Annotated in this window: 23 protein-coding genes; 9 read left to right on the forward strand and 14 right to left on the reverse strand. The window is 29.1% G+C overall.

What is annotated here, in order from left to right; genetic code table 11:
- Positions 1-233 precede the first annotated feature (233 nt).
- From AACT_RS03655 to AACT_RS03675, 5 genes are all read left to right on the forward strand, one after another.
- Positions 234-1787, forward strand: a complete 1554-nt coding sequence (locus AACT_RS03655; protein ID WP_172125059.1) for a 2-isopropylmalate synthase — start codon at positions 234-236, stop codon at positions 1785-1787.
- Between the two features lie 320 nt (positions 1788-2107).
- Complete coding sequence (locus AACT_RS03660) at positions 2108-4132, forward strand: DUF1538 domain-containing protein (RefSeq protein WP_172125061.1); 2025 nt, start codon at positions 2108-2110, stop codon at positions 4130-4132.
- A complete protein-coding gene (locus AACT_RS03665; protein ID WP_172125063.1) occupies positions 4089-4424 on the forward strand; it encodes a thioredoxin family protein in 336 nt (111 codons plus the stop codon). Before AACT_RS03660 ends, AACT_RS03665 begins: the two co-directional genes overlap by 44 nt.
- A complete protein-coding gene (locus tag AACT_RS03670) occupies positions 4424-4846 on the forward strand; it encodes a heme-binding domain-containing protein (RefSeq protein WP_172125065.1) in 423 nt (140 codons plus the stop codon). Before AACT_RS03665 ends, AACT_RS03670 begins: the two co-directional genes overlap by 1 nt.
- Positions 4843-7797 (forward strand): MutS-related protein, encoded by a 2955-nt coding sequence (locus tag AACT_RS03675; protein WP_172125067.1) that lies wholly within the window; start codon positions 4843-4845, stop codon positions 7795-7797. Before AACT_RS03670 ends, AACT_RS03675 begins: the two co-directional genes overlap by 4 nt.
- On the opposite strand, the gene AACT_RS03680 is transcribed toward AACT_RS03675, so the two are convergent.
- From AACT_RS03680 to AACT_RS03720, 10 genes are all read right to left on the reverse strand, one after another.
- Positions 7798-9120 (reverse strand): MFS transporter, encoded by a 1323-nt coding sequence (locus AACT_RS03680; protein WP_172125069.1) that lies wholly within the window; start codon positions 9118-9120, stop codon positions 7798-7800. It lies immediately after the preceding gene.
- Positions 9104-9274, reverse strand: coding sequence for a protein YpmT (ypmT, locus tag AACT_RS15705; protein ID WP_430385338.1), 171 nt, complete (start codon positions 9272-9274; stop codon positions 9104-9106). The genes AACT_RS03680 and ypmT overlap by 17 nt, the downstream gene beginning before the upstream one ends.
- Complete coding sequence (hisA, locus tag AACT_RS03685) at positions 9274-9981, reverse strand: 1-(5-phosphoribosyl)-5-[(5-phosphoribosylamino)methylideneamino]imidazole-4-carboxamide isomerase (RefSeq protein WP_172125071.1); 708 nt, start codon at positions 9979-9981, stop codon at positions 9274-9276. Before hisA ends, ypmT begins: the two co-directional genes overlap by 1 nt.
- A gap of 24 nt (positions 9982-10005) precedes the next feature.
- On the reverse strand, positions 10006-10854 hold the full coding sequence (locus AACT_RS03690; RefSeq protein WP_172125073.1) for a TIGR01777 family oxidoreductase: 849 nt from the start codon (positions 10852-10854) through the stop codon (positions 10006-10008).
- A gap of 13 nt (positions 10855-10867) precedes the next feature.
- Complete coding sequence (hisH, locus tag AACT_RS03695) at positions 10868-11476, reverse strand: imidazole glycerol phosphate synthase subunit HisH (protein ID WP_172125075.1); 609 nt, start codon at positions 11474-11476, stop codon at positions 10868-10870.
- 57 nt (positions 11477-11533) lie between these two features.
- A complete protein-coding gene (locus AACT_RS03700; RefSeq protein WP_228720533.1) occupies positions 11534-12121 on the reverse strand; it encodes a ComF family protein in 588 nt (195 codons plus the stop codon).
- Between the two features lie 385 nt (positions 12122-12506).
- Complete coding sequence (gene lepA, locus AACT_RS03705; protein WP_172125077.1) at positions 12507-14294, reverse strand: translation elongation factor 4; 1788 nt, start codon at positions 14292-14294, stop codon at positions 12507-12509.
- A gap of 139 nt (positions 14295-14433) precedes the next feature.
- On the reverse strand, positions 14434-15486 hold the full coding sequence (locus tag AACT_RS03710; protein ID WP_172125079.1) for an OmpA family protein: 1053 nt from the start codon (positions 15484-15486) through the stop codon (positions 14434-14436).
- Between the two features lie 132 nt (positions 15487-15618).
- Positions 15619-16641: an OmpA family protein gene (locus AACT_RS03715; protein WP_172125081.1), complete on the reverse strand. Its 1023-nt coding sequence runs from the start codon at positions 16639-16641 to the stop codon at positions 15619-15621.
- 58 nt (positions 16642-16699) lie between these two features.
- Positions 16700-17632 carry a ribose-phosphate pyrophosphokinase gene (locus AACT_RS03720; protein ID WP_172125083.1) on the reverse strand — a complete coding sequence of 311 codons (933 nt, stop codon included), beginning with the start codon at positions 17630-17632 and terminating at the stop codon, positions 16700-16702.
- 274 nt (positions 17633-17906) lie between these two features.
- Here AACT_RS03720 and AACT_RS03725 point away from each other — a divergent pair, with 274 nt between their 5' ends.
- Entirely contained in the window at positions 17907-18995 is a 1089-nt protein-coding gene (locus AACT_RS03725; RefSeq protein ID WP_172125085.1) for an Opr family porin, read from the forward strand.
- A gap of 51 nt (positions 18996-19046) precedes the next feature.
- Here AACT_RS03725 and mnmA (AACT_RS03730) read toward each other — a convergent pair whose 3' ends face one another.
- The 4 genes from mnmA (AACT_RS03730) to AACT_RS03745 form a co-directional block, all read right to left on the reverse strand.
- Positions 19047-20081 (reverse strand): tRNA 2-thiouridine(34) synthase MnmA, encoded by a 1035-nt coding sequence (gene mnmA / locus AACT_RS03730; RefSeq protein ID WP_172125087.1) that lies wholly within the window; start codon positions 20079-20081, stop codon positions 19047-19049.
- 287 nt (positions 20082-20368) lie between these two features.
- Positions 20369-21466, reverse strand: coding sequence for a tRNA 2-thiouridine(34) synthase MnmA (mnmA, locus tag AACT_RS03735; RefSeq protein ID WP_172125089.1), 1098 nt, complete (start codon positions 21464-21466; stop codon positions 20369-20371).
- The gene (gene folK, locus AACT_RS03740) at positions 21463-21954 is read right to left on the reverse strand and encodes a 2-amino-4-hydroxy-6-hydroxymethyldihydropteridine diphosphokinase (protein WP_172125091.1); all 492 of its coding nucleotides are present in this window, start codon (positions 21952-21954) and stop codon (positions 21463-21465) included. Before folK ends, mnmA (AACT_RS03735) begins: the two co-directional genes overlap by 4 nt.
- A 71-nt stretch (positions 21955-22025) precedes the next feature.
- On the reverse strand, positions 22026-23051 hold the full coding sequence (locus AACT_RS03745; protein ID WP_172125093.1) for a M24 family metallopeptidase: 1026 nt from the start codon (positions 23049-23051) through the stop codon (positions 22026-22028).
- Positions 23052-23127: 76 nt separating this feature from the next.
- On the opposite strand from AACT_RS03745, the gene aroQ reads away from it, so the two are divergent.
- From aroQ to sppA, 3 genes are read left to right on the forward strand one after another with little or no spacing between them, the layout of a single operon-like run.
- Entirely contained in the window at positions 23128-23598 is a 471-nt protein-coding gene (gene aroQ, locus AACT_RS03750) for a type II 3-dehydroquinate dehydratase (RefSeq protein WP_172125095.1), read from the forward strand.
- Between the two features lie 12 nt (positions 23599-23610).
- Complete coding sequence (gene mqnF / locus AACT_RS03755) at positions 23611-24834, forward strand: aminofutalosine deaminase family hydrolase (protein ID WP_172125097.1); 1224 nt, start codon at positions 23611-23613, stop codon at positions 24832-24834.
- Positions 24827-25711 carry a signal peptide peptidase SppA gene (sppA, locus tag AACT_RS03760; RefSeq protein ID WP_172125099.1) on the forward strand — a complete coding sequence of 295 codons (885 nt, stop codon included), beginning with the start codon at positions 24827-24829 and terminating at the stop codon, positions 25709-25711. Before mqnF ends, sppA begins: the two co-directional genes overlap by 8 nt.
- Positions 25712-25773 lie beyond the last annotated feature (62 nt).

Genomic DNA, 25773 nt, shown 5'->3' on the forward strand with positions numbered 1-25773 from the left:
CTAAATTAATTATACTTGTGACAATTCAAAAATAACAAGGAGAGATATATGAAAATATTTAATATTTCAAATAACCATTTCATCAAAAGTGTTAACTCTCTTCTGCTTCTTTCTTTTTCTCTCTAATAATAAATTTCTTATTATTACAATTTATAATAAATAATCAAAATTCTGTTTTTCTTTTTTTCATATAAAAAAAGATATAATAATTAACATTTTAAAAGGTTTACACAATGGATAAAAATAAAATTATAGTATTTGATACAACATTAAGAGATGGTGAGCAAAGCCCTGGCTGTTCAATGAACACTGAAGAAAAAATAAAAATTGCATTACAATTAGAAAAATTAGGTGTTGATGTAATTGAAGCTGGATTTGCAGCAGCTAGTCCTGGTGATTTTGATGCGGTTAGCCGAATTGCTGAAATGGTTAAAAACTCAAGCATTTGTTCTTTAAGTAGAGCAATTGATAACGATATTAAACAATCAGGTTTAGCAGTATCAAAAGCACCCAAACACAGAATCCATACATTTATTGCAACATCGCCAATTCATATGAAATATAAATTAAAAATGTCGCCAGATGAAGTAATTAAAAGAGCAATTCATGCGGTTGAATATGCAAGAACATTTGTGGATGATGTTGAGTTTTCATTGGAAGATGCAGGAAGATCTGAAATTCCATTTATGAAAGAAGTTATGGATGCAGTTATAAATGCAGGTGCAAGAACTATTAACTTACCAGATACTGTAGGATATAGATTACCAAATGAATTAGGTGCAATGGTTAAAGAATTAAGTGCATATGCAGGAGATCGTGCAATTATTTCTGTTCATAATCATAATGATTTAGGATTAGCAACAGCTAATACTTTAGCTGCTGTTTTAAATGGCGCTAGACAAATTGAAGTTACAATCAATGGATTAGGGGAGAGAGCTGGAAATTCAGCTTTAGAAGAGGCTGTTATGGCTATTAAAACTCGAAAAGATGCATTTGGAGATTTATATACAACTATTAATACTCCTGAAATTTATGCAACTTCAAGATTAGTTGCAACTGTAACTGGTGTTGAACCACAACAAAATAAATCAATTGTTGGTAAAAATGCATTCTCTCACGAAAGTGGAATTCACCAAGATGGTGTTTTAAAACATCAAGAAACATATGAAATCATGAAACCTGAAGATGTAGGTGTATTTAAAGAATCAACTTTAATTTTAGGAAAACACTCAGGTCGTGCAGCATTTAGAGATAAAATTGTTCATATGGGATTTGATAAAGTTAGTGATGAAGAATTAAATGCTGCTTTTGAAAGATTTAAAGTTTTAGCTGATAAGAAAAAAGATGTAACTGATGATGATATCAGAATGTTAATAACTGATGAGTCATTAAATCAAGATAAAACTTATGAATTAGTTGGATTACAAATATCTGATTGTACAGCTGGAGTTCCAACAGCAGCAGTTGCTATTAAATTCAAAGATCAAATTATGAAAGATGCAGCTATTGGTGATGGAACGATGGATGCAATTTTTAAAACTATAGATAGATTAACGGGTTATAATGGAGAGTTAAAAGATTATAAAGTAACTTCTGTAACAGAAGGTAAAGATGCCTTAGCAAAAGTTACTACAAGAGTTTCTTTTGATGAAACAAGTCCAGCATTTGTAGGACATGGATTAAGTATCGATACAATGCTTGCAACTGCAAAAGCATATTTAGGTGCATTAAACTCATACCTTTCTCAAAAAGAAAGATTATCTAAAAATAGTGAACACCAAATTTAGTAGAAGTGTAAAGTAGTTTAACTACTTTGCATTTATTAACTATAGTTAAGTTTATTATATCACTCTCATAAAATTTGTATATTATCTCTAATATATAAAATATTTCGATACTACAATAATTTTTTCTATCTTAGTTTCAGTGAGAAATTTGAATAAAAATACTAAAATAATGTTTAAATCAGCTAAAAAATTAGTGAAGAATTTATATTTAACTTACATTTTAATAAACATAAAAAAAACATAGGAGAGACATTGCTTACAATTGGATATAAAGAAAATTTTGATAAATTTAACAGATATTTGAAAGGTGGTAGACTTAGATGATGCAGTTTAACTTTTTTTTAAAACTTTTAAGGGAATCATTTCGAGATTTATTACCAATTATCATTGTAATACTTTTTTTCCAATTAGCAATTATTCAAAGTGTACCAGAAGGTTGGGTTGGAACAGCTATTGGTTTAGGAATTGTAGGTGTTGGTTTAGCTATATTTTTACAAGGTCTTGAAATTGGTGTATTTCCTGTAGGTGAAGGATTAGCAAGAGATTTTGCAAAATCTGGTTGGACCTTATGGATTTTAGTATTTGGATTTTTAATAGGATTTGGTACAACTATTGCAGAACCTGCACTTGCAGTAATAGCTGATAAAGCAGCTTCTATTTCAAGTGGAAGAATTGATTCTACAATATTAAGATATGTGGTTGCAGGTTCTGTTGGATTTGCAATTTTTCTTGGTGTATTTAGAATCATAAAAGGTCATCCAATTCATTATTATATAATAGTTGGATATCTATTAGTGGTTTCGGTTACTTTTTTTGCACCACCTGAAATAATTGGTTTATCATATGACTTAGGAGGTGTTACAACTTCCACTGTTACTGTTCCTTTAGTTGCAGCTCTTGGAATTGGACTAGCTTCAAATATAAAAGGAAGAAATCCTGTAATTGATGGATTTGGACTTATTGCTTTTGCTTCATTAACTCCAATGATTTTTGTTCAAATTTATGGAATTGCAGTTTATAATTTAGTTGATGCGGTTAGCGTTGCTGATGTAATAGTTGATGCAACAGTTTCTGTTCCAACAGCTGTTTCTATTTCAAGTGTAATAAGTGGATTAACATCTGTAGTTAAAGATGTATTGCCAATTTTAGTAATTATTCTATTTTTTCAATATGCAGTTTTAAAAAAGCCTATTCAAAATATTAAAACAGTATTTTTAGGATTTATTTTAGTAATCATTGGATTGTATGCATTTATTTTAGGTCTTGAAATGGGATTGTTTTCACTTGGTGAAACAATGGCTTATCAACTTACTAAGTCTGACTCTGTATTAATGATTTATATCTTTGCTTTTGCAATTGGATTTTCAACTACTATGGCAGAACCTGCTCTTATGGCAATTGCTAAAAAAGCAAAAGAGATTAGTGATGGGAAAATAAATGACTTTGCTTTAAGACTTTTTGTTGCACTTGGTGTGGCTATTGGTATTGCATTAGGAGCTTTTAGAATAGTTGATGGTGGACATATTCATTATTATATAATTGTGGGATATTTAGTTGTAATAATTTTAACTTTTATAGCTCCTAAATATATTATTCCAATTGCTTATGATAGTGGAGGAGTTACTACTTCAACTGTTACTGTTCCTTTAGTTGCTGCATTGGGAATTGGTCTTGCTACAAATATTGAAGGAAGAGATCCTTTAATTGATGGATTTGGACTTATTGCTTTTGCTTCATTATTTCCCATGATTACTGTTATGCTTTATGGTATTTTAATTGAAAAATTTGAAGTTAAATCAAATACTCAAATTGAGGAAGAAGAATTATTACATGATAAATTAGTTGATGCTGATAATATGGACTTAGCAACAGTTAATATTGATGGTTCAAACGTAAGACACTCTTTATCTTTAGAATTTTCTGCTGTTGTTATTATTGTTCCAGCTGATAAAAAACTAGATGCTATTCAAGCAGCTCATAGAGCTGGCGCTTCAGGTGTAACTGTATTAAATGCAGATGGAATTGGACTTGAAGAAATGGCAAATTTCTATAGAACTTCTTTTGAAGCAAATGATGTAGTTTTATTATTTTTATTACCAAAATATTTGGTAAATGAGGTTTTAAAATCAGTTATTCATTCACTTCATATTACAACAACGGGAAAAGGTGTTGCTTTTGCTTTCCCTTTATCTCATATGAAAGGTATATCTTTAACAAAAGAAGATATATTTAAAGAAAGAGCTTATCAAGTTAATTTAAATAAAAATAATCCAATTGAATGTGTTGGTGATGAAATAGAGGATGATTTTGAAAACAGTTCACAATCTACAACAGATACAAAATAGTATTGATACAGGAGAGCCTGTATTAGTTTATTTTTCAGGAGAAAATTGTTCTGTTTGTAAGGTTTTAAAACCTAAAATAGAAGAAGTTAGTAAAAACTTTCCAAAATTTCAACTTTTTGAAGTAAAAACTGATTTAGATAAAGAAATAACAAGCAATTTTACTGTATTTTCTATTCCAACCACTTTGATTTTCTTTGATAAAAAAGAGTTCAAAAGATATGGAAGAAACATGAGTGTTGCTTTATTTATTGAAGAGTTAAAAAGACCATATAACTTGATGTGTGAGGAATAATGAAAAGAGCTTTATTTATTTTCTTAATAATCTTTATAGTGATGCAGTTTATTAGACCAGATAGAACTAATATAGCAGTTGAAAAAAGTATGGAAATTCAAACTCCAGTAGAAGTTAGACAAATTTTTCAATCTGCATGTTATGATTGCCATTCAAACGAAACAAGATGGCCTTGGTATTCAGAAATTTCTCCATTTGCATGGGTTATTTCAAACCATGTAACTCAAGGTCGAAAGGCTTTAAATTTTTCTATTTGGGAAAATTATAGTGAAGAAGAGAAAAAAGAGCATTTAAAAGATATTTACAGAACAGTTTATGCAGCAATGCCACTTCCAAGTTATATATTTGCCCATGAAGAAGCAAATTTAACAAAAGAGCAAAGAAGTACAGTTAGAGATTGGACGGGAGTTAGAGCTAAGTGAGAGAAGAAGTAGCAGAACTTTTAGCTAATAAGAAAGATTTATTAACAATTACATATTTTAAACTTCAAAAATTGTTTGAAAAAAAGTATGGCAAAAATACAGTAGTTCTTATGGAAATAGGAACTTTTTTTGAAGTTTATGAAGTAAATAATGATGAAGATAAAATCGGAAAAGCAAAAGAAATAGCAGAACTTTTAAATATTCAATTAACAAGAAAAAATAAATCAATTTTAGAAAATTCAAAAGAAAATCCTATTATGGCAGGTGTTCCTGCTATTTCACTTGAAAAACATCTTGCACGAATAATCTCAGAGCAAAAATATACAGTTGTTTTAATCAAACAAAAGGGAATTCCCCCAAATGTTACAAGATATTTAGACACAGTTGTAAGTCCTGGGACTAACTTTGATTTTGTACTTGACCAAGATGAAAATAATATAACTTCACTTTTAATTGATCAAATAAGAGGAATTTATTTAGTTGGTTATAGTGCTATTGATGTTACAACGGGAAAATGTTATTACAATGAAGTTCATGGAACCAGTGAAGATAAGTTTTTTGCACTTGATGAAGTATTTAATTATATGAATATGCACAAAACCAATGAAATAATTGTTAGTTTTGCAGATAAAAATATAAATCAAAAAGAGGTTCTTGATTATTTAGAACTCTCTTTAAAAACTTTTCATATAGGACATTTTAGACCAAAAATATCTTATCAAAATGAATTATTTAAAAATGTATTTAATATAGAATCTCTTTTAACTTCAATTGAACATCTTGATATGGAAAGGGTTCCTCTTAGTACTGAATCACTTGCAGTATTAATTGATTTTGTAATTGGTCATGATTCAAATATTATTCAAAAATTATCACATCCTCAAAAACTTGATGTTAGTAGATACATTTATCTTGGGAACAATGCATTAGAGCAATTAAATGTAATAGAAACAACCCATAATCCAAGTTTAATTAAACTAATAAACAACACTTCAACAGCAATGGGAAAAAGACTTTTAAAAGAGAGACTTTCTCATCCTGTAAAAGATAGTAAAGAGATTTTAAGACGACTTGCTCTTTCAAAAGAGTTATATGATTATCACGCTCCAATAGAAAATGAGTTGGCAAATATATATGATATTGAAAGATTAACAAGAAGAATAAAGCTAAATAGACTTCATCCTTTTGAGCTAAATTATTTATACGATTCATTACTTAGTATTAAAGAAGTTGTAACTTTTATGGAAAACTATAAGTTTATAACACCACCTTGTTCTAGTGCTGATTTAAGCTTATTTATACAATCTATTGATTCTACTTTTGATTTAAGTGTAAGTGGTAAATATATGCTAAAAGATGTTGAAGTAAATATGATAAGTGAAGGAATAAATACTCAAATTGATGAGTTAAATACTCAAAATGATATTTTATACTCAAAACTTGAACTTTTACGAAATCATATTTTATCTTATGTTAAATCTGATGATGTAAATTATGTTGGAATAAATAGACTTGATAAAGAAGGTTTTTTTCTAACTTTAACAAAAAATAGATTCAATCTTATTAAACAAGAGATCATGACCTCACATTTGATTGTAGATGATGAGTTATATTTATTTAAAGATTTTACAATTAAAATTCAAACAAACTCTGTTAAGATTTTTTGTAAATTAACAGAAGATATCTCAGATAAATATGTTCACAACTTGCGAAAAATAATAGAATTAAATAAACTAGTATTCAAAGAAAAAATTGCTGAATTTGAAAAGAAATTTGCTATTTTACTTGAAGAATTAGTTCAATTTATTGCAGAAGTGGATTTAACAGTTTCAAATATAAAAACAGCTAAAAAATACAATTATTCATGCCCAAAAATTGTAAAAACAAAAGAGAATGAAAACTTTATTGAATTAATAGATTTGAGACATCCTATTATTGAAGCAAATGAAGAGCAGGGTATTTATGTACCAAATGATATTATTTTGGGTGAATTATCATTGGCTTCTAAAGAATATAAAGATAATGTGATTATAAAAAATTCAAACCCTATAAATATGAATAATAACAAAATGCATGGTGTTTTGCTTTATGGTATTAACTCTTCAGGAAAATCATCACTTATGAAAGCTATTGGAATTGCAGTTATTATGGCACAAGCAGGATTTTATGTACCTTGCAAATCTATGAGATTTTCTATTTTTGATGCAGTTTATACTAGAATTTCAGGAGCTGATAATATAGCAAAAGGATTATCATCTTTTGCTGTTGAGATGTTAGAACTTAAAAATATATTTAATAGAGCTAGTAAAAATTCACTTATTTTAGGGGATGAAATCTCACATAGTACTGAAACTATGAGTGGTTTAAGTATAGTTGCAAGTTCTATTTTAAAGCTTTCAAAACTTGAAGCAATTTTTGTTTTTGCAACTCATCTTCATCAACTTCCAGAGATTGAAGAGATACAAAAACTAAAAAATATTATAGCACTTCATTTATCTGTTATGTACAAAGATGAAGAAGACAAACTTATTTTTGATAGAAAACTTGCCTTTGGAAGCGGCTCTTCTATGTATGGACTTGAATATGCAAAATCACTTCATATGGATAAAGAGTTTTTATCTGTTGCAAATGAAATTAGGAAAAAATTAACAGATGATTACTCTTCAATTGAAAGATTAACTCAAAGAAAAACTTCAAAATATAATAACAGCGTATTTGCTTCATCTTGTGTGATTTGTGGTAGAGCATGTGATGATGTTCATCATATAAAAGAACAGGCACGTGCTAATAAAGATGGCTTTATAGGTCATATAAATGCGAATCATAAATACAATTTAGTGCCACTTTGTAAAGAACATCATAAAATGGTTCATGATGGAAGCATAAATGTAAACGGGTTTATTTCAACTTCAAAAGGTTTGGAGTTACATTATACTATGGTTGAGAAGTAATTATAGTGAAGTCACATTAGGAAGTTTTGAAGCCATATAAACTCCAATACATCCTATAATTGCAAGTAATAAAATTATCCCATTAAGTCCTATTATTGAACTTAAAACTCCAATAAAACCTGTAAATAGTAAAACAAAGCCAATAATGCTATTTGAAACAGCTACATAATCTGTTCTTTTGTTTCCACCAGCTAAATCTATTAAATAAGTCTTTCTTCCTATTCTAATACCTTGATAACCAATTGTTAAAGCAAAATAGATTAGAGGCATTATCCAAATAGTAGAAAAAATATTTTCATAAAATGTATCTAAAAAATATACTAGAAATCCTAAAATAGATGTAATAGTAGCTCCTCTTATCATAGCTTTTTTACTTGATTTATCTGATAATTTTCCCCAAATAATTGATGAAAAGAAATCTGCACATCCACCTGCTAGTATAAAAAGACCAAGTAAGTAGTTACTTGAATTTGATTGTTGTTGAGCAAGAATTACAAAAAATGGAGCAGATAAAACTGAACATAAAAAAAGTGCTCTTGATATTACAAAGTTTCTGAAGTCTTTATCGGTTTTTAAAAGAGAGATTTTCTTAAGAGCAACACTAATAGCATTTCCTCCACCATCTGTTTCTCCTTCAAACTCTTTAATTCTTGAATAAACTAATCCTGCAATTATCCAGAAAATACCTGCTGTAAAAAGTATTACTCCAAAATTCTGAGGTGAAAAAGGTTTTTCTCCAACTAATAGAAAATAAATTCCAAGTCCAATAATTAAAAGACCTGCTAAGCTTCCAGAATAACCGCTTAATGTTCCACGTCTAGTCTTTGGAATTGTTTTACCAAGAACATCCTTTTCAGCAACAGAACTAAGCCCTCTTGCTAAAGAAAAAAGTATAATTAAAGTAATGATTGCAATTCCTGCATTTAATCCTTGCATATTCCAAGCAACTATTCCAATACCTATCATTGAAAAAGCTTGTAAAAAAGCACCAATACTCCATACATATTTTCTTATTGGCATTTTTCTAACATAAGCAGCAATTAAAAGTTGAGGTAATAAAGAGCCTGATTCTCTAATGGGAACTAAAAAACTTATTAAAAATAAAGGAACTGAAAGTGACTCCATAATCCAAGGTATAATTACTTTTGTATTAGCAACAGAGTCTGCAAGTTTATTAAAAAAATAGCTGATAATTGTTAAAAAAAAGTTCCCAGGAACTACTTTGCAGGCATTTTCATCTATTGCTTTACAAACCCTTGCATCTTCTTCATTCATTATCTTTGCATAAGCAGATTCTGTTTTTTGTTTAATTTTTTCTTTCATTATCTTTAATACTTTTTGTTTTAAGAATATTTCTAGCCATTAACAAAATAAAAAATAGGGCAATAGAAATATTTATATAAAAGCCTTGCATATTACCATCTTGAAAAAAGGTATATGCTAAGGCTGTAAAAATTATGGAGATAATAAGACACATTAAAGAGCCTTAAAGCCTTCTTCTAAGTCAAGTGTGCCTTCATAAAATGCTTTTCCTACGATAACACCTGCAATGTTTCCATTTGCTTTACAGTTAATGATGTCATTTATATCTTTTACGCCACCAGATGCAATTGTATCAATTCCTGAAGCTAGTGCTATTGATTCTGTGAATTCAACATTTACTCCGCAAAGCATTCCGTCTTTTGAGATATCTGTACAAATAATAGCTTGAACTCCTGCATTTGCAAACTCTTGTGCTAAATCAGTTGCTTTCATAGTTGAAACTTCAGCCCAACCTTCAACAGCAACCATTCCATTCATAGCATCAATTCCAACAGCGATTGGATACTTTGCAGCCATATCTTTTACGAATTGTGGGTTTTTCACAGCAATTGAACCAAGAATTAATCTGTCAACACCTAATTCAACATACATTTTGATAGTTTCTTCATCTCTAATTCCACCACCTAATTCTATTTTTAAATTACAGTTTTCTCTGATTTTCTTGATTTGTTCTAAGTTCGCAGGTTTACCTTCAAATGCTCCATTTAAATCAACAATATGTACCCATTTAGAACCTAACTCTTCAAATCTCTTAGCAACCATCCAAGGTTCATCTGAATAGATTTTTGCACTATCCATAAGTCCTTTACTAAGTCTTACTGCTTTCCCATCTTTTAAATCAATAGCTGGTAATATATCCATCGGTTATTTCTCTCCTTTAATTATTCAAACTAGACTTTTTAGAGTCTCTTCTATATTGTTATATTTAAATTTAAAACCTAAATCTTGAAGTCTTTTAGGTATTGCATCTTGTCCATCTGTTAAAACTTTTGCACCTTCACTAAATATAAGTTTAAGTACAAATTCTGGAACAGGAAAGATAGTTGGTCTTCTTAATGCTTTTCCTAAAGCTCTTGTAAAAAATAAATTTGTAGTTGGTTTTGGTGCGGTTAAATTAAATGTATCTTGAAGATTATTCTCAATAACATATTTATAAGCATTTAGTAAGTCTTCAATATGAATATATGAAAATGCTTGATTTCCACTACCAATTATTCCCCCAAGTCCAAATCTAAATGGTGTAATCATCTTTGAAAATGCTCCACCATCTTTCCCTAAAACTATTCCAAATCTAAAAATTGAAACTTTTACATTTTTAGATTTTGCTTTTAATGCCTCTTTTTCCCAATCTTGACAAAGGTTTGATAAGAAATCATTTGCGTAATTTCCTTTTTCATCGTAGGTTTCTCTGTTATCATAAATTCCAACAGCCGAAGTTGAGATTAAAAGTTTATTTTTGTCTTCTATTTTATTTAAAGCATCTACTATTTTTTTAGTAGTATCGATTCTACTTGTATACAATAATTCTTTATAAGCAGGTGTCCATCTATTTATTATGTTTGCACCAGCTAGATTTATAATAACATCACTTGAATTAATAATTTCATCTAATTTTTCTTGATTATTTAAAACTTCTCTTGCAATTGGAATTATTTTATATCCCAAGTTAGAGAAGTATTTATTTAATCTTGTCCCTACAAAACCACTAGCTCCTGTTATTGCAATAGTTCTCATAAGATATCCTTTATTATTTTAAATTTATAAAATTCTTTAAAATTCTAAGGCCATTATCATGAGATTTCTCAGGATGTGGTTGAAGCCCATAAATATTATCTTTGTTTACAGCGCTTACAAAATCATATCCATAAGTAGTCGTTCCTATGATATTTTTTTCACTTGTAACTGCGTGATAAGAATGCACAAAATATAAATAAGGATCTTTTAATCCCTCAAATAAAGGATTCTCTTTATTTTTTATTGTATTCCATCCCATGTGTGGAATTTTAAAGTCTTCATGCATTTTTGATTTATCAAATTTAATAACATGTCCATCAATTAATCCTAAGCCATCTGAATGACCAAACTCTTGAGAACTTTCGAATAATAGTTGCATTCCAAGACAAATACCAATCATTGGTTTACCTGTTTTTGCAAACTCATAAACAGCTTCATTCATACCTGTTTGAATTAGGTGCTCCATTGCATCTTTATATGCACCAACACCTGGTAATATTACTCTATTGAATTTTTTTAAATCTTCAGGATTTTTAACAATTGTTGCATCTGCGTCTATTAATTTACAAGCATTGTAAACACTTGCCAAGTTTCCCATATTGTAATCAATAATTCCAATCACGATGTTCCTTTAATTTGTTTTCCTAAGAGATGGAAAACCTTATAGTTCGCAATTGTACTAAAGTTTTGCATCAGCTAGGGTTAAAGAAAACAAAATCTGATTGTTTTTTTTCTCAAGAGCCTTTTTGGCTTCTTTAATTGTAGCACCTGTTGTGATTAAATCATCACATAGAATTGTCATTTGATTAGAAATATTTGTACATTTAAAGCGTCGAGGATTTTTTTGTCTAAATTCTAGGTCTTTTCCCGCATATTTTACAATATTACTAGCTTTTAAAGTGTTATATCTAGGTGTTATAAATTTTGATTCTAAATGCTTTGCTAAAATAGCAGTATGGGAAAAATCATGTCTTACATGATCATCAATTGGAACAGCTATTACTTGATTTGTAAAAGTAAATTTTTGTGCAAATTTTGCAAAAGATAGTTTTGCTAGAATATTAAAAACTTTATCTCCATGAAAATAGTATTTTGAAGAGATTAAATCTTCGAGTTCTGATAGGGAATAAAAAGAGTAGTTGAAAAATCCATCTTCTATTTCTCTTTTGTGAAAAGAGGGGATTAATAGATTATTTTGACAATCTTTGCAGATTATTTGGAATGATAGGTTTTTGCAGGTTATACATAACATATAAAATAATATCATAAATTATATATATTTCTTAGTAGTGATGCTTCTTTCTTTTCTTTTTAGTAAAGAAAAGAAACAAAAGATGTTAATCCTGCTTGCAGGTAAAAGCGTTCGCAAGGATTCAAAATAGCTAAAAAATGTATCTAAATTCTAAAATTTGAAAACTTGACTTCGTACCTCAGTCTTCAAACAGTTCAAATTTTTTTACGAATTTAGATAGATTTTTCTTTACGCTATTTTGAAAATGCTCACATTTTAAGAACACTAGTATAGTTTTGAAAATAGAGTTTTAGATTTTGAGTGAAGTTCAAGGAAAAGAAAGAATTTAAAGCGCAGCGTACTATAAGTACGTGAGCATTTAAATTATTGATTTGACGTAGAAATTCGCCAAAAGATGAAATTATATTTTTAAAACTGCCATAAATGCTTCTTGTGGTACATTCACCTTTCCTATGGCTTTCATTCTTTTTTTACCTGCTTTTTGTTTTTCTAGTAGTTTTCTTTTTCTTGTAATATCTCCACCATAACATTTTGCAGTTACATTTTTACCTGTTGATTTTACAGTTTCTCTAGCAATTACATTATTTCCAATACTTGCTTGAATTGCTACTTCAAAAAGTTGTCTTGGAATTAACTCTTTTAAAGCTTTGATAAATTCTCTTCCTTTTGAAAGAGCTTTATTTTCAGGAACAATAATAGAAAGAGCATCTACAACTTCTCCTGCAACTTTAATATCTAGTTTTTGTAAAACACCTGGTCTAAATCCAACTGGTTCATAATCAAATGATGCGTAACCTTTTGTTGTTGATTTTAATTTATCATAAAAGTCCATTACGATTTCATTCATAGGGATATCATAATCTAGTAAAACTCTTTTACCTATATAATCCATTTTATTTTGAATAGCTCTTTTATCATTAAGAAGTTTTATAACATTTCCTAAAAATTCATCAGGTACTAAAATAGTAGCTTTTACATAAGGTTCAAAAATTGTATCTATATAGTTTGGTGCTGGCATTTCACTTGGATTTTGAATCGAAATTTTTGTACCATCTGTTTTTAAGATTTCATAAATTACTGTTGGAGCAGTTGCAATCAAATCTAAATCAAATTCTCTTTCAAGTCTTTCTTTAATTACTTCCATATGAAGCATTCCTAAGAATCCTGTTCTAAATCCACTTCCTAAAGCTGCTGAACTTTCAGGTTCAAAAGATATTGAAGAATCATTTAATTGAAGCTTATTTAAAGCATCTCTTAAATCTTCAAATTTATCTGTTTCAATTGGATAGATTCCTGCAAATACAAATGGTTTTGCAGGTTCAAATCCATCAATTGCTTCGGGTGTTGGGTTTTTTGCATCAGTCATTGTATCACCAACTGCAATACTATTTGTTGTTTTAAGACCTAAAACAACAATTCCAATTTCACCTGTTTCTATAACATTTGTTTTTGTTGGTTTTCTTGGGTGTGGATACATTAAACTAAGAACCTGATGCTCTTCTTTTGTATTCATCATTCTTAGCATTTGACCTTTTTTAATACTTCCATCATAAACTCTAACAAGCGCTAGTGCACCCAAGTAGTTATCAAACCAAGAGTCATAAATTAAAGCTTTTGTAGGAGCATCAGTATCTCCAACAGGAGGTGGAACTCTATCCACAATTGCATCAATTAAATCTTTTACTCCAACACCTGTTTTTGCACTAATTAAATTGCTTTCAGTACAATCAATTCCAATAGCTTCTTCAACTTCTTCTAAAACTCTATCTGGATCAGCACTTGGAAGGTCAATTTTATTTACAACTGGAAGAATTTCTAAATCATTTTCCATAGCAATATATACATTTGCAATAGTTTGTGCTTCAACACCTTGTGTAGCATCAATAATTAAAAGTGCACCATCAGATGATGCAAGTGAACGGCTTACTTCATAAGAAAAATCAACGTGTCCTGGAGTGTCAATTAAATTTAATATATAATCTTGACCATCTTTTACATAGTTCAATCTTACACTTTGAGCTTTGATAGTAATACCACGCTCTTTTTCGATATCCATTGTATCCATCATTTGTGCACTTAAATCTCTATCAGCTACAGCTCCACACTCTTGAATAATTCTATCTGCTAATGTTGATTTTCCATGGTCAATATGGGCAATAATACTAAAATTTCTAATATTTTTTTGCAAGGTTTTTCCTATTGTTTTTTATTCTTATATTTATAATATCGCGAGTATATCTAAAGTTTAGTAAGTTTTTAGTTAAATTAGGTAAAAGTATTTTTAAGCAGAAAAAAAGATTTAGGACTAATCCTAAATCTTCTAAATATTATTTATTTACTAAAGCAGTAACTCTTCTATTAAGAGCTTTACCTTCTGCTGTATCATTAGAAGCGATAGGTTGAGATTCCCCATATCCTCTTGATGTTAATCTAGATGAATTCACATCTAGTTTTTTTAATTCATTTACAACAGCAATTGCTCTTCTGTCAGACAAAGTTTGATTATAAGCATCAGTTCCTTTAGAGTCTGTATGTGCTTCTATCACTGCAGTTAAAGATTTATTTTCTTTTAATATTTTTGCAAATGTTTCAATATTTTTCATATATTGGTCTTTTATTTGAACTGAATCATTATCAAAATTGATGTTCAAATTTACAACTTCAAAACAACCATCTTTGTTTACTTTTACACCAGTTGAAGTATTTGGACATTTATCAAATTCATTTAAAACACCATCTTTATCATCATCCATTGGTTCTGCTTTTATAGGTTCTGGCATCACTTCTTCTTGTACAACTGGCTCATTAACAACTGGAACAGTAGCTGCTATTGTTTCAGTATATTTCTTACCAAGAGGTAAAGCTAATCCAAAAGTATATATTAAGCTATTTTGATTGTTTTTCAATGCAAGTAAATGTCTAACATCTCCTTTTAAAGCTATACCGTAATAAGGAATATCATATCTTAAACCAACCCCATAATTAAGAAGAACAGAGTCTTCATGGTCTCCTAACTCTTGGCTAACATCTTGATACCCAGCTCCAGCTAGTCCATATGCTGATAATTTTTCAGTTAAAGCAAATTTTTTTACAGCATTTAAAAATGCTCTGTTTACATTTGTATTACCATCTGTAGCATCATATTCAAGACTATCGCTTCTCATATATGCTATTTCAACTTGATCGATGAAAGAATCATCAATATTTTTTCCTAATGCAATTCCTGCATTAAGATAGTTGTTATTGTCTAATCCAGCCTTACTATCTGTTAATATTCCAGATACAAAAGGTGTAACTTCATAACCATAAAGATTGCTAGGATTACTTGCAGAGAAAAGTGATACAGAACATAACAACGATGTAAGTAAAATTTTTTTCATTATATTTCCTTTTCTAATAATTTAAAACATTATAACTTATTTTTTTTTATTTGAGTTGAAAAGATATAATTTTTAGTAAAAAAAAAGGGTCAAGATACAATCTTGACCCTTTTAAGAAGAAAATTTAAGAAATTATTTTCTGTTTAATACAGCATTAACTCTTCTGTTTTCTGCTCTACCTTCAACTGTGTCATTAGAAGCAACAGGTTTAGTTTCACCATAACCAACTGCTTTAATTTTTGCTGGGTCTACTTTAAGTGCTTTTAAAGCTTCAATTGTAGAAGCAGCTCTTTTTTCTGATAATTTTTGGTTGTATGCATTTGAACCAACAGAATCTGTGTGTGCTTCAATAGTAGCACTTAATTTTGGATTTTGTCTTAACATACTTGCAAATTCAGCAATTTTTGGATTATAACCATTTTTAATAACTGCAGAGTTAGTATCAAAATTGATATCTAAGTTTACTAAAGTCATACATCCAACAGAGTCAACTTTTGCACCAGCCATTGTATTTGGACATTGGTCTAATTCATCAATAACACCATCTTTATCTGAATCTTTTGGAGCTGGTTTTGGTTTTGGAGCAACAGGAGCAACTACAGGAGCAACTACAGGAGCTGGTTTAGAAACTTCACCAAATGGAATAGCAAAACCTAAGTTATATAATAATGTACTATCACCATGGTCTGTTTCAATTAAATGTCTAACGTCTGCTTTTAAAGCAAATTGGTCAGCAATTTTATATTTAATTCCAGCACCATAATTTCCAAATGGACTATCTTCATTACCATTAGCTTCGTCATCAAAAACTTCAACACCAACCCCAGCTAATGCATATAAAGATATAGCAGAATTTAAATCATATTCTTTTACTAAGTTAGTGAAAACTCTAGTAATACCAGTATCATTTGCTGGTAAACCTGAGTATTCAACATCTTCTACTGATCTTAAGAAACCTAATTCTACTTGATCAATCATTGAATCTTGAAGATTGAAACCTAAAGCTAAACCAGCATTTACATAATTTCTATCTATACCATGATTACCTTCAGCTAAAGCTCCTCCAACTAATGGAGTAATTTCGTATTTGTAATCACTATTTGCAGCTAACATCATAGTTGCACAAGCTATTGTTGACAATAATATTTTTTTCATGTTTCTTCCTTTATTTAAATAATTCCGAGAATTATACCATATTTATTTTATTTTAACTTTAAGCTATGAAGATTGAGTTCACAGACTCATTATTATGAATTCTTCTTATTGCTTCACCAATCATAGTTGATGCAGTTAAAATAGTTATCTTTTTAGCACTTTTTTGTGTAGGAATTGTGTCTGAGATTACAAGCTCGTCTAATTCACCTTTTTCTATTCTTTCATAAGCAGGTCCTGAAAGTACTCCATGTGTACAACATGCCATTACAGAGTTTGCACCTTTTTTCTTTAAAACTTCAGCTGCTTTTACTATAGTTCCAGCAGTATCAATCATATCATCTACTAGAATTACATCTTTACCTTTTACATCACCAATAATATTCATAACTTCTGACATATTAGCTTTTTCTCTTTTTTTATCAACAATAATTAAATCATAACCTAACTTATCAGCATAAGATCTAGCTCGTGCTACTCCTCCAATATCTGGACTTGCAATAATAGGGTTTTTTAAATTTTTTGATTTTATATAGTTTGCAAATAAAATAGAACCGAATAAATTATCAGCAGGAATATTGAAAAAACCTTGAATTTGAGCAGCATGTAAATCTACTGTTACAACTCTTGAAATACCAGCTGTTTCTAAAATATCAGCAACTAGTTTTGCAGTTATGGGAACTCTAGGAGCTGCTTTTCTATCTTGTCTTGCATATCCATAGTATGGAATAACAGCTGAAATAGATTTGGCACTTGATCGTTTTAGTGCATCTACCATTATTAATAATTCCATTAAATTATCGTTTGTTGGCGCACATGTTGGTTGGATAATAAATACATCTAATCCTCTCACACTTTCTGTGATTTGAACAGAGATTTCTCCATCACTAAATTTATTAAGCGTTGCACCTGATACTCTCATACCTAAATATTCCGCTACTTTTGTTGCAAATTCAGGATTAGCTGAACCACTAAAAAGCTTAAATGTTGACATAAAAATTCCTTGGTTTTGATTATTGCTTGCATTTTATCTAAAGTGTACTTAATGAACATTAAGTTAATTGATTATTAAGTTAATATTTTATAATATAATAATGATTATCATAAATATTAAATAATATAAAAATAAATATTTTGTATATAATATATACAGATTGGTACTTTATTCTTATTTTTATAATTGTTATAATTTGGATGTTCTTCTAACTGAATAGATATCTAGTGCGAATTTATCTATTCATATAATTTTTATATTACAAGGAAAAAAAATGAAAAACCTTTTAAAAGGTAACAAAGTTAGCTTAGTAGCTTGCGGATTATTATTAACTTCTTCTTTTGCTTTTGGTGCAAATACTATTGATTCTGCATTTAAAGAAGGTAAAGTTTCAGGTTCTTTAACAGCTTATGGTATTTCACATGATGGAAAAGGTGGAGAAGTAGATACAAATTCAGGTTATGGTACAGTTAATTTATCTTATGAAACAGCTTCATTTATGGGTTTAAGCGCGAAAGCTGGATTTGAAGCTGGTCATGCTATGGCTGATGGAACATTAGATAATGATGCTCTAATGACTGAAGCTTATGTTAAATATGTAAATGATATGTTTTCTTTAACAGCTGGTAGACAAGCTATTGATTTAGAATGGTTAGGAGATTACAATGAAGCTGTTGTTGCAGCAATTACAGCTGTTCCTGATACTACAATTGTTTTAGGTTATACAAATCAACAAGCTGCAGCTGATGAAGATGAAATTGGTGATTTTACTGAACTTACTGAAGATGGTGCATATGTTTTAGATATTAAATATACAGGTTTTGAAGGTATTGAATTTAATCCTTATGCATATTCAGCTCCAGATGCAGTGGATTTCTATGGTTTAAAAACTACATTTACTGCTGATATGTTTGGAGCAGTTGCACATTATGCTACAAGTAGTGTAGATGAAGTTACAGGTGCTAAAGATGGTTCAATTGGTCATGTTGAATTAAACACTACAATTGCTGGTATTTCTGCTGCTGTTGGATATATCAAAACTGATAAAGATGGTGGGATAGGACTTATGGATACATATGGTGATAATATTACACCATTTGATAATGGTGAAGATAATTATGCAACTGATGCTAAAACTGTTTACGGTTCTTTAGGTTATACAGTTGCTGGAGTTGATTTAGGTGTATTATATGGTGAAACTGATTTTGATGTAAATTCTGAATCAAGTGAATTAAACTTAACAGCAGGATATTCAATAACTGATTCTTTATCTTTAGGATTATTATTTGTTAATTATGATTTAGATGCTTCTTCTGATTCAGATTATAAAGAGTATTCGGCTACCGTAGCTTACACATTCTAACAAAACTTATAATTTAGGAGATTAACTCCTAAATTATAAAACTAAATAAATTTATTTAGTACTTTCTATCCAAGCACTTCCAACCACTTTTTGACCATCATAAAATACAGCTAATTGACCAGCCGCAACTCCAAATGCAGGTTCTTTTAGAGTTATATAAGCTTTTTCATTTTCAATTTTTACATGACATGGTGTTGAAGTTGATCTATATCTTAGTTTTACAGTACAATTAAAATCAATATCATCAATAAACATATTTAAATTGATTCCAATTACTTCATTTACTTCTAATGCTTCTTTTTCCCCAACAACAATAGTATTGTCTTTTGGATTTAATTTTGTAACAAAGTGAGGCTCATGAGCTCCATGAACTGTAAATCCTCTTCTTTTTCCTATTGTATAGTGTGCATAACCTTTATGCTCTCCTACAATATTTCCTTCTTCATCAAGAACACGTCCTGGCATATCTATATTTGAATGTCTTTTTATAACATCAGTATAAACAGTTTCGACAAAACATATTTCTTGTGATTCATTTTTTTCTGTAATTCTTTTGTAAGCAGAATCAAGTTCAGCTCCAAGTCTAACAATATCCTCTTTTTTATAAGTACTAAGTGGAAACATCATAAAAGGAAGGGCTTCTTTATCAACTTGTGATAAGAAGTAGCTTTGATCTTTTGTTTTATCATCAGCTTCATAGAAAAATTTACCATCAGTTTTTGCATAGTGTCCTGTTGCTAAATAGTTACATCCATTATCTTGAGCAAATTTTAACATAGCTCCAAATTTTATTTGTTTGTTACATTTTACACATGGATTAGGAGTTGTGCCTTCTAAGTATGATTCAACAAAGTAGTCATAAATTTCTGCTGTAAATTTATCTGCTAAATCTAGAATGTGATATTTGATATTTAAGAATTTAGCTACATCTTCTATGTGACCTAAATTTTTTTCGTGATAACCATCTGTTCTATTATGAAGTTTTAGATAAACGCCTTCAACTTCATATCCTTCTTTTTGTAGCATATAAGCAGTTACTGATGAATCAATTCCACCGCTCATTCCTACCATTACTTTTTTATCCATTATTACATCCTTTTTAAAGGAATAATCACTGACTCTCTACTTGCCCAATTTTTATGTGGAATAATTAAATTTTCTGCATTTATTTTTTATTATCAAAAAATATTATATTTATATCCAAGGTTTTAGGCGCATCTTGAAAGGATCGCTTTCTTCCGTATCTAACTTCTAATCTCTTCATATTTTTTAAAACTTATTAGGAAGAGATTAGTATATAGCGTGATTATATCATTTAAAATACTTTTTCTTCTATAAGTAAGGCTTATTTTAAGTAAATTAAAATGGTATTTCTAATTATAATTACTTATAAATCCCCCACCTAGACAATAAACACCATCGTATAAAACAAGACTTTGTCCCAAAGTCACAGCTCTTTGAGGCTTGTCAAATTCAACTAAAACTCTATGCTCATTTGCTTCTATTATGGTGCAAGCTTGCTTTTGCTGTCGATAACGTACTTGGGCCATTAATTTGTCACCAACCTTAGGTGCTTCATCTAATACCCAGTGCATATGAGTAGCTTCAACCTTTTGACTCATAAGTAATGGGTGATTTGTATCTTGAACAACTGTTAATGTATTATCTTCCATATTTTTTTTTGCTGAAAACCATGGCTTATGAGTACGATTAGCTGATTCAGTCTCTTTTATTCCACCAAGACCAATACCTTTTCTTTGACCTAAGGTATAACAAATAAGACCTTTGTGTTTTCCTAATACTTTTCCATTTTCATCAATAATATCACCTGGAATTGCTTTTAAATGTTGTGTAATAAAATCATCAAATCTTTGGTTACCTATAAAACAAATTCCTGTACTATCTTTTTTATCACTAACTGGAAGATTGTGCTCTCTTGCTATTTCTCTAACTTCTTTTTTAGTTAAATCTCCAAGAGGAAACATAGCATGAGATAGTTGTTCACTTGATAGTGCGTGTAAAAAATAACTTTGATCTTTTGAATTGTCTTTTGGAGTGTCAAGTACATAATGATCTTTATAAAAAGCTATTTTGGCATAATGACCAGTTGCAATCATATCTGCACCCATTTTCTTTGCTTCATTCAAAAATACATTAAATTTGATTTCACGATTACATAAAATATCTGGATTTGGAGTAAGACCTTTTTTTAAACCTTCTAAAAATACATCAAATACTTTTGTTCTGTATTCTTCAACAAAGTCTTTACCAATTACCTCTATTCCTATAAGTTCACCAACTTTTTTAGCATCTTCAAACTCTATACGGTTAGGACATTGGCTACCTTTTATTCCATACTCCCAATTTCGCATGAATAAGCCTACTACATCATAGCCTTGTTGTTTTAATAAAAGTGCAGTAACAGATGAATCAACTCCACCTGACATTCCAACAACTACTTTTTTTTTCATTTATTTATCCTTTTCATCTCTATTAAAGGAATAATCACTGATTCTCTATTTGCCCAATCTTTATGAGGAACTATTAGGTCCTTCGTATTTATTTTTTTATTATTAAAAAATATGATATCTATATCTAGAGTTCTAGGCGCATCTTGAAAGGATCGCTTTCTTCCAAATCTTTTTTCTAACCTCTGCATATTTTTTAAAAATTCATTAGGGGCTAGATTAGTTTTAAGTGCGATTATACCATTTAAAAAATCACTTTGTTCTAAAAAACCAAAAGGGGGATTTTGTAATAATGGTGAAGTCATAAGTAAAGTAAATCTTGAATCTTTTTTTAAACATAAGATTAATTTATCAAATATTTTTTTTGTATTTCCAATATTTCCCCCAATTCCTATTGTTACAGAATATTTCTTATTTGAAGTGCTATTGAATTTTTTAGGATAATTAGAAGTATAAAAAAGTGTTAGATTTTGTGTTAATTTTTTTTTCAAATTTTTCTCTTTTTTAGTAAAAAATAAAACTTGATTTTTTACTCAAGTTCTATTTTTCTATATTTTTTCATTTAAAGTATTACAGCTTTTCCATCTTGCATAACAACTGTATCTTCAATTCTAACACCAAATTCATTTGGTAAATAAATACCTGGTTCTATTGTAAATACCATATTATCTTCAATAATTACATCAGATTTTGAATTGATATTTGGAAATTCATGAATATCAAGACCAACACCATGACCAGTGCTGTGAATAAAATATTTTCCAAAACCAGCTTTTTCTATAACATCTCTAGTTAATTTATCAATTTCAGAAGCTTTCATTCCAACTCTTGCTTTTTCAATAGCATTTAATTGAGCTTTTAAAACAATATCATAGATTTTTTGATGTTTATCATTTTTGAATTTTTGCTCTCTTTTAAAAGAGAATTTTTCAAAATCAACAGCACTTGTACAAGTTCTATCTGAACAATATCTTTTATATTTTATTCCAGCATCCACAAGTAATAAATCATTTAATTTTAATTTTTTAGATGTTGGAAGAGCATGAGGTTTAGCTGCATTTTCATTAATTGCAATAATAGGTTCAAAAGAGATATCTAATTTACCTGTATGAGTCATTTTTTCAAAAGCTTTAAAATATAAAAATTCTTCACTTTGATTAAATCCATTTTTTCTAATAAACTTTGCTAACTCTTTAAATCCTTCTCTACCTTTGATTGCTGCTTTTTTTAGTAGAACTATTTCTTTATCACTTTTGATAATTCTTTTTAATTTAGAAAAATTTGCTTTTGGAATAAATTGTGTTTTTAGATTTTCACTTATATTTGTATATGCAGCATATGTAAAATCATTTGGATCAAACATTAGTTTTTTTATTTTATTCTTTTTTAAAATCTCTTTTGCCGTATCTATTAGATTTGAAGATTCTATAATTTCGCATTTTTTTGCATACTCTTTTGCTTCAGTTGTATATCTAGCATCTGTTATAAAATATTTTTCATCACTTAAATTTAAATATATTACGTTATCACAAGAAAATTTGCACTCGTAATATATTGCATTTTCATCTCTAAGTATAAAGTTTTTCATTAAAAGCCTTCGATTTGGTATTGTTTAACATAAATTTAATTATAATCTTACCTAAAATTTATAAAAGGAATATAATATGAAAATTGCCGTAATTCAAGGGCCAAACTTAAATATGCTAGGAATAAGAGAACAACACATTTACGGTCCTATGAGTCTTGATCAAATTCACGAACAACTAAAAGGTGCAGCTTCACAAAATGGTGTAGAAGTAGAGTTTTTTCAATCAAATCTAGAAGGTGAAATTGTAGATAGAATTCAAGAATGTTTAGGAACTGTTGATGGAATTATGATTAATCCAGCTGCTTATTCACACACATCAATCGCAATTAAAGATGCATTAAGTGCAGTTGCAATGCCAGTTGTTGAAGTTCATATTTCAAATATTTATAAAAGAGAAGAATTTAGACAAAAATCAATTACTGCTGGGGCTTCAACAGGTGTGATTTCAGGATTTGGACCATTTGGTTATCATATGGGATTAATTGCATTAATGCAAATTGTTTCTGAAATTAAAGCTGTTACTAACGCTCAACAAACTGCAGAGTAATTAACTTACTTTATGAAAATAATAAGCGCAGATTGGCTTGTGATTTGTGATGAAAATAATAGTATCATTCAAAATGGTGCTGTTGTTTTTACTGATAAAATTCAAGAAGTAGATACACTTAATAATATAGAAAAAAAATATCCAAATATTGAAATAGAAAAACTAGCAAAAAATTCAGTTTTAATGCCAGGTCTAATAAACTCTCATATTCATTTAGAATTTTCTGGAAACACCACAACTTTAAAATATGGAAATTTTTATTCATGGCTAAATTCTGTTATAAAACATAGAGAAGATTTAATATCTAAAGCAAATACTAAATTAATATTATCAAAACTAAGTAAGATGAAAAGAACAGGAACTACAACTATTGGAGCTATTTCTTCTTATTCATTTGATTTAGATGCTTGTGTAAAATCTCCTTTAAATAAAGTATTTTTTTGTGAAGTTATTGGAACCAAAGGTGATATGATTGATACTTTATTTGCTGATTTCAAAGATAGATTAAATATTGCAAAAAAATATAAATCTGCAAATTTTATACCAGCTATTGCTATTCATTCACCATATTCAGTACATCCTTTTTTAGTAAGAGAAACTTTAAAATTAGCAAGGGAAGAAAACCTTCCTGTTACTTCACATTTTTTAGAATCACGTGAAGAGTTTGAATGGCTTCACAAAGATGAAGGAGCTTTTGTTGAATTTTTTAAGAATTTTTTAGGACAAGAACAATCAGTAACAAAACCTATGGAGTTTTTAAATCTTTTTTCAAATATTAAAAATTTATCATTTACTCATTGTGTTGAAGCTAGTTCTGATGATTTTGAGAAAATTAAATCATTGGGTGCTAGTGTTAATCACTGTGTTACTTCAAATAGACTTTTAAATAATACAAAATTAGATTTAGAAAAACTAAAAGATATTCCTTTTACTATAGGAACAGATGGCCTTAGTTCAAATAACTCTTTATCTATGTTTGATGAGTTAAGAAATGTTTTAATGACTCATTATGATAAAAATATTTTAGAGTTTTCAAATGTTTTATTAAAAGCAGCAACTATTAATGGAAGTAGGGCATTAGGATTAAATAAAGGCTCATTAGCTGAAGGATTAGATGCTGATATCATAGCACTTACTTTACCTGATGAGATAGAAGAGAAAGAAGATTTAGCAATGCAAATTATTTTGCATACTAAATTTGTAGATAAAACAATAATAGGAGGAGAGTTTGTTTAATTTTTTTAGAATACTATTTTCACCTGTAATAGCAATTTTAGATTTTATAACTAAATATTTTAAAACAATAGTTTTTTTAACAATTATGTATTTTATTTTGGTTGATACAAATGAAGGTTTAACAGATACAAATAGTTTTGCTAATTTACAAAAAATAGAGTTAAGTGGTCCAATAATGGATGTTAGTAAAACATTAGAAGATATTGAAAAAGCTAAACTTGATAAAAACATAAAAGGTATTATGCTAGTTGTAAATTCTCCAGGAGGTGCAGTTGCTCCTTCTGTTGAATTAGCATATGCTATTAAAGAACTAAAAGAAATTAAGCCAGTTGTTGTATATGCAAGTGGAGTGATTGCTAGTGGCTCTTATTATGCTTCTATTTGGGCAAATAAGATTATTGCAAACCCTGGAAGTATGGTGGGATCAATTGGTGTTATTATGCAAGGTGTTAATGCTGAAGAGTTAATGAGTAAAATAGGAGTATCAACACAAACTGTAAAAGCTGGAAAATTCAAAGAATCAGGAACACCAACTAGAAAATGGACTGATTTTGAAGAGAAGCAACTTCAAAGTGTAATTGATGATACATATAATATGTTTATTCAAGACGTTGCTTTTGCTAGAAACCTTGACATTAAAAATCATACACAATTTGCTGATGCAAAAATATTTACATCAAAACAAGCAAAAGAGGTTGGTTTAGTAGATGAGGTTGCAACAATATCTTTTGCACAAAATGAATTAGCTATTTTATCAAAAGTTGAGAATCCTATTTGGAAAAAAGAGGATAAGTTTGATAAATTTATGGATAGATTAGTTAGTGAAACAATTTCAAATGTTAGTATGAGTTTTGTTACTGGATTAAAAGCATATTAATATTAAATAAGAAATATAAGAATACAGTATATAAAAAAAGGGAGAAGATAAAATCTTCTCCC

This window comes from Arcobacter acticola, from assembly GCF_013177675.1.
In the GTDB taxonomy this organism is placed as follows: Bacteria; Campylobacterota; Campylobacteria; order Campylobacterales; family Arcobacteraceae; genus Aliarcobacter; species Aliarcobacter acticola.